The sequence below is a fragment of the Cupriavidus sp. a3 genome (genome assembly GCF_051015765.1).
In the GTDB taxonomy this organism is placed as follows: domain Bacteria; phylum Pseudomonadota; class Gammaproteobacteria; order Burkholderiales; family Burkholderiaceae; genus Cupriavidus; species Cupriavidus oxalaticus_A.
This window is the reverse complement of the sequence record NZ_CP170643.1, coordinates 356,924-370,833: the sequence shown is the minus strand read 5'-3', so window position 1 is coordinate 370,833 and position 13,910 is coordinate 356,924. Positions and strand designations below refer to the sequence as shown.

The window sequence follows — 13,910 nt, the reverse complement described above, 5'->3', positions numbered from 1 at the left end:
AAATCAACTGCGCTTGAAACGGTATTCCGCGCTGCGGGCGTGGGCCTGCAGACCTTCGCCATACGCGAGCTCGGCGGCGATCTGGCCAAGCATCTGCGCCCCGCCCTCGCTGACCTCGATCAGGCTCGAGCGCTTCAGGAAGTCATAGACGCCCAGCGGCGACGAGAAGCGCGCCGTGCGCGAGGTCGGCAACACGTGGTTGGGGCCGGCGCAGTAGTCGCCCAACGATTCGCTGGTATAGCGGCCGAGGAAGATGGCGCCGGCGTGGCGGATCTTCTCGCTCCACTGGCGCGGGTTCTCGGCGGAGATTTCCAGGTGCTCCGGCGCGATCGCGTTGGCGATCTCGCAGGCTTCTTCCATGTCGCGCACCTTGACCAGCGCGCCGCGGCCGGAGATCGACGAAGCGATCACGTCGCGGCGCGGCATGGTCGGCAGCTGGCGCTGGATGCTGGCTTCGACACGGGCGATGTAGTCCGAGTCCGGGCACAGCAGGATCGACTGCGCCAGTTCGTCGTGCTCGGCCTGCGAGAACAGGTCCATCGCCACCCAGTCGGGGTCGGTGGTGCCGTCGCAGATCACCAGGATCTCGGAAGGCCCGGCGATCATGTCGATGCCGACGGTGCCGAACACGCGCCGCTTGGCCGCGGCCACATAGGCATTGCCCGGGCCGACGATCTTGTCGACCTGCGGCAGCGTCGCGGTGCCGTAGGCCAGCGCGCCCACGGCCTGCGCGCCACCGATGGTGAAGACGCGGTCGACGCCGGCGATCTGCGCGGCGGCCAGCACCAGCTCGTTGCGCACGCCGCCGGGCGTGGGCACGACCATGATGATCTCCTTCACGCCGGCCACACGCGCCGGGATCGCGTTCATCAGCACCGACGATGGGTAGGCGGCCTTGCCGCCCGGCACGTAGATGCCGACGCGGTCCAGCGGCGTCACCTTCTGGCCCAGCATGGTGCCGTCGGCCTCGGTGTACTCCCAGCTGTGGCTGCCGCACTCGATCTTCTGCTTCTCGTGGTAGGCACGCACGCGCGCGGCAGCGGCTTCCAGCGCGGCGCGGCGCTTGGGCTCGAGGTCTTCGAGAGCGGCTTCCAGTTCAGTCTGGGACAGCTCGAGCGCCGCGATCGACGGCGCTTCCATGCGGTCGAAGCGCTTCGTGTACTCCAGCACCGCGGCGTCGCCGCGGACCTTCACGTCGGCCAGGATCTGTGCCGCGGCGCGGTCGATGGCCTCGTCCTCGCCGGCCTCGAAGGCCAGCACCTGGCGCAGCGCCTCGGCAAAGCCCGGCTCGCTGGAATCAAGCCGGCGGATCGGCAGGTTTTCCATTTCGGATACGGTTGCGTTCATGACTTCTTTTCCTTCTCGGTCGGTACCGGCCTGATGTGGCCCGATGTGGCCCTACACCAGCGCCGCCGAAGCGCGTTCGAAAGCGTCGAGGATCGGCGCCAGCCGCTCGCGCTTGAGTTTGAGCGCAGCCTGGTTCACCACCAGCCGCGACGAAATTTGCACGATCTCTTCCACTTCGACCAGATTGTTGGCGCGCAGCGTGCTGCCGGTGCTGACCAGGTCGACGATGGCATCGGACAGGCCCACCAGCGGGCCCAGCTCCATCGAACCGTACAGCTTGATCAGATCGACGTGAACGCCCTTTTTCGCAAAATGCTCGCGCGCGGTCTGCACGTACTTGGTGGCCACCGCCAGGCGCGCGCCCTGGCGCACCGCGCTGGCGTAGTCAAACCCGGCCGGCACCGCCACCGACATGCGGCAGCGGGCGATATTGAGGTCGATCGGCGCGTACAGGCCGGCCATGCCATGCTCCATCAGCACGTCCTTGCCGGCCACGCCGAAGTCGGCGGCGCCGTACTGCACGTAGGTCGGCACGTCCGAAGCGCGCACGATCACCACGCGCACGGCGGGGTCCGAGGTCGGCAGGATCAGCTTGCGCGAGGTCTCGGGATCCTCGGTGACCTGGATGCCGGCGGCTTCGAGCAGCGGCAGCGTCTCGGTGAAGATGCGGCCCTTGGACAGCGCCAGCGTCAGCTGGTTGGGCGATGCGTTGAAAGTGGGGCTCATCGTGCGTCAGTCCTCGTGCTCAGGCAATGCGGCGAATCTTGGCGCCCACTGCAGACAGCTTGTCTTCCATGCGGTCGTAGCCGCGGTCCAGGTGATAGATACGGTCGATCACGGTGTCGCCCTCGGCGACCAGGCCGGCGATGACCAGGCTGGCGGAGGCGCGCAGGTCGGTCGCCATCACGCTGGCGCCGGACAGGCGCGGCACGCCGCTGACCACCGCGGTGTTGCCTTCCACGGCGATGTCGGCGCCGAGTCGGTTCAGTTCCTGCACGTGCATGAACCGGTTCTCGAAGATGGTCTCGGTCACGCGCGCGGTGCCTTCGGCCACGGCATTCAACGCCATGAACTGGGCCTGCATGTCGGTCGGGAAGGCGGGGTATTCCGAGGTGCGGAAGCTCACCGCCCTGGCGCGGTGCGGCATCGCCAGGCGGATCCAGTCGGCGCCGGTCTCGATGCGGGCGCCGGCTTCGCGCAGCTTGTCGAGCACGGCGTCGAGCAGGTCCGGGCGCACGTCGCGCAGCACCAGTTCGCCCAGCGTCGCGGCCGCCGCGCACAGGAAGGTCCCGGCCTCGATGCGATCTGCGACCACGCTGTGGCGGGCGCCGTGCAGCCTGTCGACGCCCTGCACCACCAGCCGGTCAGTGCCGATGCCGTCGATCTTCGCGCCCATCTTGACCAGCAGGTGAGCCAGGTCGGTGACTTCCGGCTCGCGCGCGGCGTTTTCCAGCACGGTTTCGCCTTCGGCCAGCGTGGCGGCCATCAGCAGGTTCTCGGTGCCGGTCACGGTGATCATGTCGGTGACCACGCGCGCGCCTTTCAGGCGCCGGGCACGGGCATGGATAAAGCCATGCTCGATGCTGATCTCGGCGCCCATCGCCTGCAGGCCCTTGATGTGCTGGTCGACCGGCCGCGCGCCGATGCCGCAGCCGCCGGGCAGCGAGACCCGGGCCTCGCCGAAGCGCGCCACCAGCGGACCCAGCACCAGGATCGAGGCGCGCATGGTCTTGACCAGCTCGTACGGGGCTTCGAGCGAGTTGACGTCGGCACCGTTGAGCGCGACGGTGGCGCCATCCTGCTCGGCGCGCATGCCCATCAGGCGCAGCAGCTTGAGCGTGGTGCGCACGTCCTGCAGGTTGGGCACGTTATCCAGCGAGACGGTATCGGCCGTGAGCAAGCCCGCGCACAGGATCGGCAGCGCGGCATTCTTGGCGCCCGAAACGCGGACTTCGCCCCGTAGCGGACCGTTGCCCTGGATCTGGAATTTGTCCATGTTGTGTCGGTTCTGGCCGGGCCTGGACCCGGCATCATTGTTTTCAACCGCGCATGCGGCGCGGTGCGGCACGGCCTGAGCTTACTTGCCCTCACCTGCCTGCCACTCGGCGGGCGTCAGCGTCTTCATCGACAGCGCATGGATCTCGGCGCGCATGCGGTCGCCCAGCGCGGCATAGACACGCTGGTGGCGCTGGATCAGCCGCTTGCCTTCGAACTCGTTGCTGACGATGGTGGCAAAGAAGTGCTGGCCGTCGCCCTCGACTTCCAGATGTTCGCAGGGCAATCCTTGGGCAATGTATTCCCTGACTTGTTCCGGTGTAGGCAGCATGGGGTTCTCTTCAGCGTATTCAGAATGTGCGCGATGTCAGTGCGGCGGCGCTCAGTGGCGCAGCTTGTAGCCGGATTTCAGCAGCCGCAGCGCCAGCGCCGCCAGCACCACGAAGGCCGATCCCACCACCGCCAGGCTAAACAGCGGCGACACGTCCGAGACGCCGAAGAAGCCATAGCGGAAGCCGTCGATCATGTAGAAGAACGGATTGGCATGGGACACCGCCTGCCAGAAGGCCGGCAGCGAATGGATCGAATAGAACACGCCGGACAGGAAAGTGGCCGGCATGATCAGGAAGTTCTGGAACGCGGCGAGCTGGTCGAACTTCTCGGCCCAGATGCCGGCGATCAGGCCAAGCGTACCGAGGATGCCCGCGCCCAGCAGTGCGAACACCACGATCCAGCCGATGTTGGCAAAGTGCAGGTTGGCAAACCATGCCGTCACCAGCAGCACGCCCAGGCCCACGGTCAGCCCGCGGATCACCGAGGCCAGCACATAGGCACCGAACATCTCCCAGTGCGACAGCGGCGGCAGCAGCACGAACACCAGGTTGCCGGTGATCTTGGACTGGATCAGCGACGACGAGCTGTTGGCGAAGGCGTTCTGCAGCACGCTCATCATCACCAGGCCGGGCACCAGGAAGGCGGTGTAGCTGATCTGGTCGTAGATCTTGACGCGGTCTTCCAGCACGTGGCCGAAGATCAGCAGGTACAGCACCGCGGTCAGCACCGGCGCGGCCACGGTCTGGAAGCTGACCTTCCAGAAGCGCAGCACTTCCTTGTACAGCAGGGTCCGGAAGCCGACCAGGCCGCCAACGGCCATCGGGCCCAGGCGGGCGTCTTCCACCAGTTCGATTTCGCCAGGCTGCTTCATGCCGAGGCCTCCATGGCGGGGTCGGGCAGCGCGCCCGGCATGTGGCCCTCGCGGCGCATGATCTGGACAAACACGTCTTCGAGGTCGGCCTTGTTGATTTCCATGTCTTCGATGTCACAGCCCGCTTCGCGGCAGGCGGCCAGGATCGGCTCGACCGCCTGGTAGCCCGACAGCCGCAGCCGCACCGCGCGCTCGCCCGGGTTGGCCGGCATACGCAGCGGCTCCAGCGCATGCGGCAGGGTGCCCTGCGCGAAAGTCAGCACAAGTTGCAGCCCGGCGAACTGCGTCAGCAGGTTGCTGGTGCGGTCCAGCGCCACCACTTCGCCGAACTTGAGCATGGCGATGCGGTCACACAGCGCCTCGGCCTCTTCCAGGTAGTGCGTGGTCAGGATGATGGTGTGGCCTTCCCGGTTCAGGCGCGAGATGAATTTCCACAGCGTCTGGCGCAGCTCGACGTCGACGCCGGCGGTGGGTTCGTCCAGCACGATCACCGGCGGGCGGTGTACCAGCGCCTGCGCCACCAGCACGCGGCGCTTCATGCCACCGGACAACTGGCGCATATTGGAATCGGCCTTGCTGGTCAGGTCCAGGTTGGCCATGATCTCGTCGATCCAGTCGTCGTTGCGGGTCAGGCCGAAATAGCCGGACTGCAGCCGCAGCGTCTCGCGCACCGTGAAGAACGGGTCGAAAACCAGCTCCTGCGGCACCACGCCAAGCATACGCCGCGCCATCCGGTAGTCGGATACGACATCGTGGCCCAGCACACGGACGCCGCCGGAGTCGGCGCGGTTCAGGCCGGCGAGAATCGAGATCAGCGTGGTCTTGCCGGCGCCGTTCGGCCCGAGCAGGCCGAAGAATTCGCCGCGTTCGACGGTGAAGCTGACGCCCTTGAGCGCCTGGAGGTTGCGGTAGCGCTTGCGGACGTCGTGGATTTCAATGGCTTTCATGGCCGTTGTCTGTGGCGTGTCCGGCCTTTTTTGGGGGGCCAGCCGCCTGGAATGGGGAACTACTGTGTGCCCGGATTTCCTGGGCCGGCTTGGCATGCACCGGAATCAGGCGGGGGGAAGGGCGAACAACCCGGAATTATAGGGGATCAGGGGTAGGTCCCGCTTGATCCCCCACCGGATGGTCCGCTGGGCGCGGCGACGCACCAGGCCGTCGCCGGGGCATCGCGTTCGGACGCAATCGCTGCGCCCGGCGATGCCGGATCAATGTCGGTGGTGGTGGCCCGGACGGGAAAGCGCGTCAGCGCCGTTCGCCAGGCCCAGCAGGCCATCGACGCCATACAGGCCGGCCAGCTGCGACAGCTGCGCCGGCACCCCGCGCAGCGACAGCGCCAGGTTACGCGCGGCTGCGGCACGATGCCACGCCAGCAGCACGGCAACTGCGGAGGAATCCACCTGCGCCAGGCCCGTGCAATCGACCTGCACCTTGCCCTGCGCCCCGCCCTGCGCCACGCGCGCCAGCCCGTCGCGCAGCACGGCCGCGGCGTTCTGGTTGGTCAGCGAGGTACCCAGCGAAAGCATGGTGGCGTCAGGAAACGTAATCGGCTTGGATGGAGAGCAAGGCGGCGCAAACAAAAGCTCCCGCGCTGAGGCGGGAGCCAGTGCCGCGAACGGCCATTGTAGTGCAAGATCGGCGCGCTGTGCTGCATTGCAGCGGCGCGCGCTCGCCGCGGCTTAGCTCTTGGCGTTGGCCAGCTGGCGGTTGCGGTCCTGCAGCGTCTTGATCACACCCTCGACGCCCTGCTGGCCGACGATGGTATTGAAGCTGCCCTTGTAGGCCTCGGTCAGCCACGCACCCAGCACGTTGATGTCGTAGACCTTCCAGCCGTTCGCGGTCTTCTCCAGGCGGTAGTCCATCTGGATCGGCTCGCCCTTGTTGATGACCTGGGTGCGGATGGTGGCATCGGTGTCCTCAGGCGTGCCGCGGTACGGGCGGTATTGCACGGCCTGGTCACGGATCTGCGCGATGGCGCCGGCGTAGGTGCGGATCAGCAGGGTCTTGAACTCCTCGGTGATCTGCTTCTGCTGCTCGGGCGTCGCCTTCGACCAGTTGCGGCCCATCGCGATCTGCGTGGTCTTCTGGAAGTTGGCGTTGGGGATGATCTTTTGCTCGACCAGCGCGGTGATCTTGGCAATATTGCCGGCCTGCATGTCCTTGTCGGCCTTGACGGTCGTCATTACGTCGTTGACCACGGCCTTCACCAGCCCGTCCGGCGTGGCGGCGTCCGTGCCCGACACCTGTGCATGGGCAGCGCCGGCGAAGGCTACTACCGTAAGGAAGGGGACCAACAGTCGCTTAATCATGGATTTTTCCTTCTTTCTCAAAGACGTTTGCCGGCGAAGTACACCGGACTGGCGCCGCCTGCCGGCAGCGGCCTTGCGGTGATTGGAACATAAGCACGGCCTGCGCGTTGCACGGACCAGCGCCTTCTCCGCCACTTCCAAACAAATTGTTTCAGCCCTGACAGGGCATTCACAGCCTGGCGCCGGCCCCCGGGACTGGCGCACAAGGCGCTTAGCGAATGCGGATCACGCCGGGGACGATACGCTGCATCGGCTCCACCGGCGGCACCGGCAGGCTCTGGCTTTCCGGCTGGATGTCGCCCTTGGGAGGCGTGGCGGCCGGGGCCGACGCATCGGCCGGCGGCGTGGCCGCGGGCGCGGACGCATCCGCCGGTTGTGCGGCAGGTGCCGGTGCCGCGGGCGTGGTGGCGCCAGCAGGCTTCTCGCCGGCGTCATCCGGGGCAGCCGGTGCTGCGGGTGCGGCGCCATCGCTGTCAGCGTCGTCGGCTTCCGGCGGATTGCCATCGTAAACCAGGTACTGGCGCCGCTGCAGGTAGGAGTCGCGCAGGAACGAGTACTTGTCCAGCGCCGCCTGCTCCAGCAGGTTGCTCGCGCCAAGCAGCTGCGCGCGGCCCGCGACGATGCGCACGCCGGCCAGCGAATTGCGCAGCGATACCGGGTAGATATAGGCCGACGGGTCGAACTGGCGGTCCACCAGCATGCCGCCGGTATCGCGCACCGAGCTCGGGCCGAACAGCGGCAGCACCAGGTACGGGCCTGGCGGCACGCCCCACACACCCAGCGTCTGGCCGAAGTCTTCCTTGTACTTGGGCAGGCCGGCCGGCGTGGCGATGTCGATCAGCCCGCCCAGGCCAAGCACCGAGTTCATCGCGACCCGCATCGAATCCTCGGCGGCGCGCGTGGGCTTGCCCTGCAGCAGGTTGTTCACCGCCGAATAGGCATCGCTGACGTTGGAGAAGAAATTCTCCACCGCGCGCTGCACCGGCGTCGGCATGTAGTCGGCGTACAGCTCGGCCACCGGGCGCAGGATGCCCTTGTCGAAGTCCTCGTTGATCTTCGAGACTTCGCGGTTAAAGGGCTCCAGTGGATCCTTCGGGTTGGCCGTGGGGCCGGTGGCGCAGCCGGCGATCAGCGCAGCGGCTGCCGCCGCGGCCATCAGGCCGGCCACCGGGCGGCGTGCAACGCGGCCCGGCTTGACGGGGGGGACAACCCTCATTTGGCATCCCCACCCAGCGCCGGCGCGCTGGCGCCGGCCGCGGGCGAGCCGCTGGCACCACCGGCATCCGCCGCCTTGTTGTACAGGAACTGCCCGATCAGGTTTTCCAGCACCACCGCGGACTGCGTCATGGTGATGCGGGCGCCATCGGCCAGCATGGCGGTGTCGCCACCGGCTTCCAGGCCGATGTATTGCTCGCCCAACAGGCCCGAGGTCAGGATCTTGGCCGAGGTGTCCTTGGGAAACTGGTAGCGCTTCTCCAGGTTCATCTCGACGGTGGCCTGGTAGGTCTTGTCGTCGAAGCGGATCGCCGCGACGCGGCCGACCACCACGCCGGCGCTCTTGACCGGCGCGCGCGGCTTGAGCCCGCCGATATTGTCGAAGCGGGCCTGCACGCTGTAAGTGTCCTGGAAGGTAAAGGCGCTCATGTTGCCCGCCTTGAGGGCCAGGAACAGCAGGGCCACAAACCCCGCCGCAACAAACAGCCCCACCCAGAAATCGAGTGTGATCTTTTTCATTGGAATCTCTTTCTTCAACCCTGTAGTGTCTTGTCGCTGTCTTTTTTGTCAGTATCGCCCGCGCTTCTGGTGCGGCCTCAGTTGCTGAACATCAGCGCGGTCAGCAGGAAATCCAGCCCCAGCACCGCCAGCGACGCGATCACCACGGTGCGGGTGGTCGCGCGCGAGACGCCTTCGGGCGTCGGCTTGGCCTCAAAGCCCTGGTACAAGGCGATGAACGTCACGGCAATGCCGAAAATAAAGCTCTTGACCACGCCGTTGAGCACGTCGGCGCGCACGTCGACGCCGCCCTGCATCTGCGACCAGAACGCGCCGGCGTCGACGCCGATCAGCTGCACGCCGACCACGTAGCCGCCCAGGATGCCCACCGCGCTGAAGATCGCCGCCAGCACCGGCATGGCGATCACGCCCGCCCAGAAACGCGGCGCAACCACGCGCTGCAGCGGATTCACCGCCATCATTTCCATCGCGGTCAGCTGCTCGCCCGCCTTCATCAGGCCGATCTCGGCGGTCAGCGAAGTGCCGGCGCGGCCCGCAAACAGCAGCGCGGTCACCACCGGCCCCAGTTCGCGCACCAGCGACAGCGCCACCAGCAGGCCCAGCGCCTGCTCCGAGCCGTAGCGGTTCAGCGTGTAATAGCCCTGCAGGCCGAGCACGAAGCCGACGAACAGGCCCGACACGGCGATGATCACCAGCGACAGGTTGCCGACAAAGAAAACCTGGTCGGTCACGAGCCGGAATCGGCGCAGCAGCGCCGGCGACAGGCCCAGCACGGCAAGGAACATGCGCGTGGCATGGCCCAGGCCCGTCACGCTGCGGCGCACGGCCGCGCCGATGGTGGCAAGGAAGCCGATCACCGCGCACCTCCGGCAAAGTCCTCGGCCAGCGACGGTCCCGGATAGTGGAACGGCACCGGGCCGTCGGCCTCGGCGTGGACGAACTGGTGCACGAAGGGGTCGGTGGAGGCGCGCAGCGCCTCGGGCTCGCCCTGCGCGGCGATGCGCCCGTCGGCAATGAAATACACGTAGTCGGCGATCTGGAAGGTCTCGTGCACGTCGTGCGAGACGATGATCGTGGTCGCGCCGAGCGCGTCGTTGAGGCTGCGGATCAGGCGGGCGGTCAGGCCGAGCGAGATCGGGTCGAGGCCGGCGAAGGGCTCGTCATACATCAGCAGCGCGGGATCGAGCGCGATCGCGCGCGCCAGCGCCACGCGCCGCGCCATGCCGCCCGAGATCTGCGACGGCATCAGGTCGCGGGCGCCGCGCAGGCCGACCGCGTTCAGCTTCATCAGCACCAGGTCGCGGATCATCGAGTCCGGCAGGTCGGTATGCTCGCGCAGCGGGAAGGCCACATTGTCGAAGACCGACAAATCGGTAAACAGCGCGCCAAACTGGAACAGCATGCCCATCTGGCGCCGCACCCCGTACAGGCCGCGGGTATCCAGCCGGTGGATATCGGTGCCGTCGAAGCGGACCGTGCCCGCCTGCGGGCGCACCTGGCCGCCGATCAGCCGCAGCACCGTGGTCTTGCCGCACCCCGAACCGCCCATGACCGCGATCACCTTGCCACGCGGGAACTGCATGGTGAGGCCGGACAGGATGGGCTTGCCGTGGTCCGCATAGGCGAAATCCACCGCATTCAGTTCGACGAGGTTTTGAGCAGGGTCGGTCACGTTGGCACCGGTCGGGACAGGGGCGCATTATAAGGTGTACTACCTAGCCCTGCTGGCACCCGTGTGCCGGGCACCACATCGCTGCCGACCGATGCAATAGGAAAGGGTCTGATTCTGTGAGCGAAAATTCTCGCTTTAAGGTTCCTGCACCTGGCTGACGTCCCGCAGGATCACCTGCCACTGGATCGATTCCGAACGGATCGCCGTGGCGAACGCCTCCGGCGAATCGCGCAGCGTCGTCAGCCCGGCGGCCTGCAGCCGGGAGCGCACCTCGCGCTCGGACATCACCGCGTCGAGTTCGATTGCCAGCCGCGCAACGATCGCCCGCGGCGTCTTGGCGGGCGCCATCACGCCAAACCAGGCGGCCGCCGCGTACCCTTCCAACCCAGACTCCTGCAGCGTTGGCACCAGCGGCGCCAGCGGCGAGCGCGCCACGCCGGTAACGCCGATCAGCCGCAGCCCGCCACTGCGGACCTGGCTCTGCACCGCGGCATACGAACAGAAGCAGGCGCTGATGCGGCCGGCGAGCATCTCCTGCACCACCGCGGCCTCGCCCTTGGCGGTGACCAGCGGCACGCCGTTGCGGATGCCGCGCACGGCGTACTGGGCGTACAGGTGGGAGGGGCTGCCCGGCTGGCCATAGCCGTAGCTGTAGGAAGCCGGGTTGGATTTCACCGCGGTCATCCACTGCTCCGGCGTACGCATCGGCAGCCGGGCGTCGATCACCAGGAACAGCGGCGTGGTGGCGACCCGCGCCACCGGGGTGAAATCGCGCACCACGTCATATGGCACCGGCTCCAGCCCCGGCTGGATCAGCATATTGGCCTGGTGGAAAAGCAGCGTGTGGCCGTCCGAGCTGGCCTTGGCGACGACATCGCCGGCGGTAGTGCCGGCTGCGCCAGGGCGGTTGTCGACCTCCATCAGCACACCCAGCCGCTCAGACAGGCGCTCCGCCAGCAGGCGGGCGACCGCGTCGGCCACGCCGCCGGCCGGGAACGGCACGATCAGGCGCATCGGCCGGTTCGGGAACGACATGCTGCGTACCAACTGCGGCCCGGCTACCACCGGCGTCGCGGGTACGGCGAGCGCGAGCGTGGCACAGCCCAGGACATACAGGCACAGGAAAGGCTTGAGCCAGCGCCGGAGCAATGTCCACGTGGATTGCCACGACGCGAACTTTGCGTTACCTCGCCAAAGCTGCGGCATATTGCGCACTTCGGTCATCAATTTCCTCCCACCCATCCCCTGAGGGGACGGCGAGCTGGTTCTGGGGAAAAAGGATTCGCGAGGCGGTTTCCGTGAGTTGTTTTTTTGAAAATTGTAAGTACATTGCCGGGACGGCCACAGGCACGTAAACCATAGCCGGGAGAACCCTGAAGGCCTTGTCCAGCCTAGCCAAACGCGCCATGACCAGGTCACCGCCCAGTGCCTGCCGCACCGCGGCCCGGCATGAACCGCCGGCTATAATCGCGCGATGACGATGTTTCCCCTGCGGCGCATGACAGCCGCCGACCTGCCCGCCGTGCTGGCCGTGCAGGCCGCCTGCTATACCGAGGTGCTGCTGGAAAGCCGCGGCGCGCTGGCCAGCCGGCTGGCGCTCTCCCCCACCACCTGCTGGGTCGCCGACGATCCGCACCGGCCCAGCACGCTGGCCGCCTACCTGTTCACCCACGCCTGGCCCGAGACCAGCCTGCCCCCGCTCGATGGCGTGCTCGACGGCGGCTGGCGCCAGCCGCCAACGCCGGCGCCCCTGACCTGGTTCGTCCACGACATGGCCGTGGCGCCTGGCGGCCGCGGCGGCGGGCTGGCGCCACGCCTGTACGCGGCAGCGCAGGCGGCTGCGCTGGCGGCCGGACTGAAGCATTCGCGGCTGATTGCCGTACAGTCGGCGGCGCCCTGGTGGCGCAGGCTCGGGTACGCGCCGGCGGCGGCGGAAACGGCGGCGCGGCACGCTGGCAAGCTGGCGGACTATGGCGCCGCCGCGGTCCTGATGGAAAAGGCGCTGGCCGGCTGAGGCCCGCCGCGGCGCCGAGTCCACAACGAAAAAAGCCCGCCGGCTTGCGCCAGGCGGGCTTTTTGTTGCGGCAATGAGCTGTGGATCAGCGCGGCAGGTCGGTATGCCCCATCAGGAATGCATCGACCGAACGCGCGGCCTGGCGGCCTTCGCGGATGGCCCACACCACCAGCGACTGGCCACGGCGCACGTCGCCGGCGGCGAACACCTTGGGCACGTTGGTGTGGTAAGCACGCTCGCCCTCGGTGGCGGCCTTGGCGTTCTTGCGCGCATCGGTGTCGACGCCGAAGGCTTCCAGCATCGAGCCCACCGGGTTGGTGAAGCCCATCGCCAGCAGCACCAGGTCGGCCGGCAGGATGAACTCGCTGCCTTCCACTTCCTGCATGCGGCCATCCTTCCACTCGACGCGGCAGGCCTTCAGCGCGGTGACCTTGCCGTTCTCGCCGATGAATTCCTTGGTGGCGACCGACCAGTCGCGTTCGCAGCCTTCGTCGTGCGACGACGAGGTGCGCAGCTTGATCGGCCAGTACGGCCACACCAGCGGCTTGTTCTCTTCTTCCGGCGGCTGCGGCAGCAGCTCAAACTGGGTCACCGAGGTGGCGCCGTGGCGGTTGGACGTGCCCACGCAGTCGGAGCCGGTATCGCCGCCACCGATCACGATCACGTTCTTGCCTTCGGCGCGGATGTCGTTGGCGCCATCGCCAGCCACTTCCTTGTTCTGCGGGATCAGCATTTCCAGCGCGAAGTGAATGCCGTCCAGGTCGCGGCCCGGCACCGGCAGGTCGCGCGGCACTTCCGCGCCGCCCGCCAGCACCACGGCGTCGAACTGGTCCATCAGGGCCTGGGCCGAGATGGTTTCACGCGCGTAGTTCTTGATGCCGGCCGGCAGTTCGCCATCAGTCACCATCACGCCGGCGCGGAAGGTCACGCCTTCTGCCTGCATCTGTTCCATGCGGCGGTCGATCAGCGACTTCTCCATCTTGAAGTCGGGAATGCCGTAGCGCAGCAGGCCGCCGATGCGGTCGTTCTTCTCGAACACGGTTACGTCATGGCCGGCGCGTGCCAGCTGCTGCGCGGCAGCCATGCCGGCGGGGCCGGAGCCGACCACGGCGACGGTCTTGCCGGTCTTGTGGCGCGGCAGTTGCGGTGCAACCCAGCCTTCTTCCCAGGCCTTGTCGATGATGGCGTGCTCGATCGACTTGATGCCCACGGGCAGCTCGTTGATGCCCAGCGTGCACGCGGCCTCGCACGGTGCCGGGCAGATGCGGCCGGTGAACTCGGGGAAGTTGTTGGTCTGGTGCAAGACCTCGATCGCCGACTTCCAGTCCTGGCGGTACACCAGGTCGTTGAAGTCGGGAATGATGTTGTTGACCGGGCAGCCGTTGTTGCAGAACGGGATGCCGCAGTCCATGCAGCGCGCACCCTGGATCTTCGCTTCGCTGTCGGACAGCGCGAACACGAATTCCTTGTAGTGCTTCACGCGCTTGACTACCGGTTCGTAGCCCTCATTCTGGCGCGGAAATTCGAGAAAGCCAGTCGCCTTACCCATGTTGCGTCCTTGGTCATGCTGCGCGGGACCGGCGGCTTCGCCGGGCCTGCGGTGGGGTCAGTATCTTGTCAGGGCCGCGGCGGCTG

General features: G+C 67.2%; 15 protein-coding genes. 1 reads left to right on the top strand and 14 read right to left on the bottom strand.

The features are described from left to right. Positions 1-3: 3 nt before the first annotated feature. The 13 genes from hisD to ACAD63_RS01675 all read right to left on the bottom strand — a co-directional run bounded on the left by hisD (position 4) and on the right by ACAD63_RS01675 (position 11,485). Positions 4-1,347, bottom strand: coding sequence for a histidinol dehydrogenase (gene hisD / locus ACAD63_RS01735; RefSeq protein ID WP_133093463.1), 1,344 nt, complete (start codon positions 1,345-1,347; stop codon positions 4-6). A gap of 51 nt (positions 1,348-1,398) precedes the next feature. Beyond that, positions 1,399-2,073 carry an ATP phosphoribosyltransferase gene (gene hisG, locus ACAD63_RS01730; protein ID WP_029047631.1) on the bottom strand — a complete coding sequence of 225 codons (675 nt, stop codon included), beginning with the start codon at positions 2,071-2,073 and terminating at the stop codon, positions 1,399-1,401. Between the two features lie 19 nt (positions 2,074-2,092). After that, on the bottom strand, positions 2,093-3,343 hold the full coding sequence (gene murA / locus ACAD63_RS01725) for a UDP-N-acetylglucosamine 1-carboxyvinyltransferase (RefSeq protein ID WP_133093462.1): 1,251 nt from the start codon (positions 3,341-3,343) through the stop codon (positions 2,093-2,095). Positions 3,344-3,424: 81 nt separating this feature from the next. Continuing rightward, positions 3,425-3,673, bottom strand: coding sequence for a BolA family protein (locus tag ACAD63_RS01720; protein WP_133093461.1), 249 nt, complete (start codon positions 3,671-3,673; stop codon positions 3,425-3,427). A 51-nt stretch (positions 3,674-3,724) separates the two neighbouring features. Continuing rightward, positions 3,725-4,546, bottom strand: coding sequence for an ABC transporter permease (locus ACAD63_RS01715; RefSeq protein ID WP_133093460.1), 822 nt, complete (start codon positions 4,544-4,546; stop codon positions 3,725-3,727). Then, on the bottom strand, positions 4,543-5,493 hold the full coding sequence (locus ACAD63_RS01710; RefSeq protein ID WP_434033346.1) for an ABC transporter ATP-binding protein: 951 nt from the start codon (positions 5,491-5,493) through the stop codon (positions 4,543-4,545). Before ACAD63_RS01710 ends, ACAD63_RS01715 begins: the two co-directional genes overlap by 4 nt. Positions 5,494-5,754: 261 nt before the next feature. Beyond that, entirely contained in the window at positions 5,755-6,072 is a 318-nt protein-coding gene (locus tag ACAD63_RS01705) for an STAS domain-containing protein (RefSeq protein ID WP_133093458.1), read from the bottom strand. A gap of 153 nt (positions 6,073-6,225) precedes the next feature. Then, a complete protein-coding gene (locus ACAD63_RS01700; protein ID WP_133093457.1) occupies positions 6,226-6,855 on the bottom strand; it encodes an MlaC/ttg2D family ABC transporter substrate-binding protein in 630 nt (209 codons plus the stop codon). Positions 6,856-7,066: 211 nt separating this feature from the next. Then, positions 7,067-8,071 (bottom strand): MlaA family lipoprotein, encoded by a 1,005-nt coding sequence (locus ACAD63_RS01695; RefSeq protein WP_371703153.1) that lies wholly within the window; start codon positions 8,069-8,071, stop codon positions 7,067-7,069. Beyond that, complete coding sequence (mlaD, locus tag ACAD63_RS01690) at positions 8,068-8,589, bottom strand: outer membrane lipid asymmetry maintenance protein MlaD (protein ID WP_133093456.1); 522 nt, start codon at positions 8,587-8,589, stop codon at positions 8,068-8,070. The genes ACAD63_RS01695 and mlaD overlap by 4 nt, the downstream gene beginning before the upstream one ends. Before the next feature lie 77 nt (positions 8,590-8,666). Further along, complete coding sequence (mlaE, locus tag ACAD63_RS01685; protein ID WP_434033957.1) at positions 8,667-9,443, bottom strand: lipid asymmetry maintenance ABC transporter permease subunit MlaE; 777 nt, start codon at positions 9,441-9,443, stop codon at positions 8,667-8,669. After that, complete coding sequence (locus ACAD63_RS01680) at positions 9,443-10,261, bottom strand: ABC transporter ATP-binding protein (protein ID WP_135706058.1); 819 nt, start codon at positions 10,259-10,261, stop codon at positions 9,443-9,445. Before ACAD63_RS01680 ends, mlaE begins: the two co-directional genes overlap by 1 nt. A 135-nt stretch (positions 10,262-10,396) precedes the next feature. Continuing rightward, positions 10,397-11,485: a Bug family tripartite tricarboxylate transporter substrate binding protein gene (locus ACAD63_RS01675; RefSeq protein WP_135706059.1), complete on the bottom strand. Its 1,089-nt coding sequence runs from the start codon at positions 11,483-11,485 to the stop codon at positions 10,397-10,399. A gap of 250 nt (positions 11,486-11,735) precedes the next feature. Between ACAD63_RS01675 and ACAD63_RS01670 the strand changes: the two genes are divergently transcribed. Beyond that, positions 11,736-12,275, top strand: coding sequence for a GNAT family N-acetyltransferase (locus tag ACAD63_RS01670; protein WP_135706060.1), 540 nt, complete (start codon positions 11,736-11,738; stop codon positions 12,273-12,275). A gap of 85 nt (positions 12,276-12,360) precedes the next feature. On the opposite strand, the gene ACAD63_RS01665 is transcribed toward ACAD63_RS01670, so the two are convergent. Then, positions 12,361-13,824 (bottom strand): glutamate synthase subunit beta, encoded by a 1,464-nt coding sequence (locus ACAD63_RS01665; protein WP_133093451.1) that lies wholly within the window; start codon positions 13,822-13,824, stop codon positions 12,361-12,363. Between the last annotated feature and the right edge of the window lie 86 nt (positions 13,825-13,910).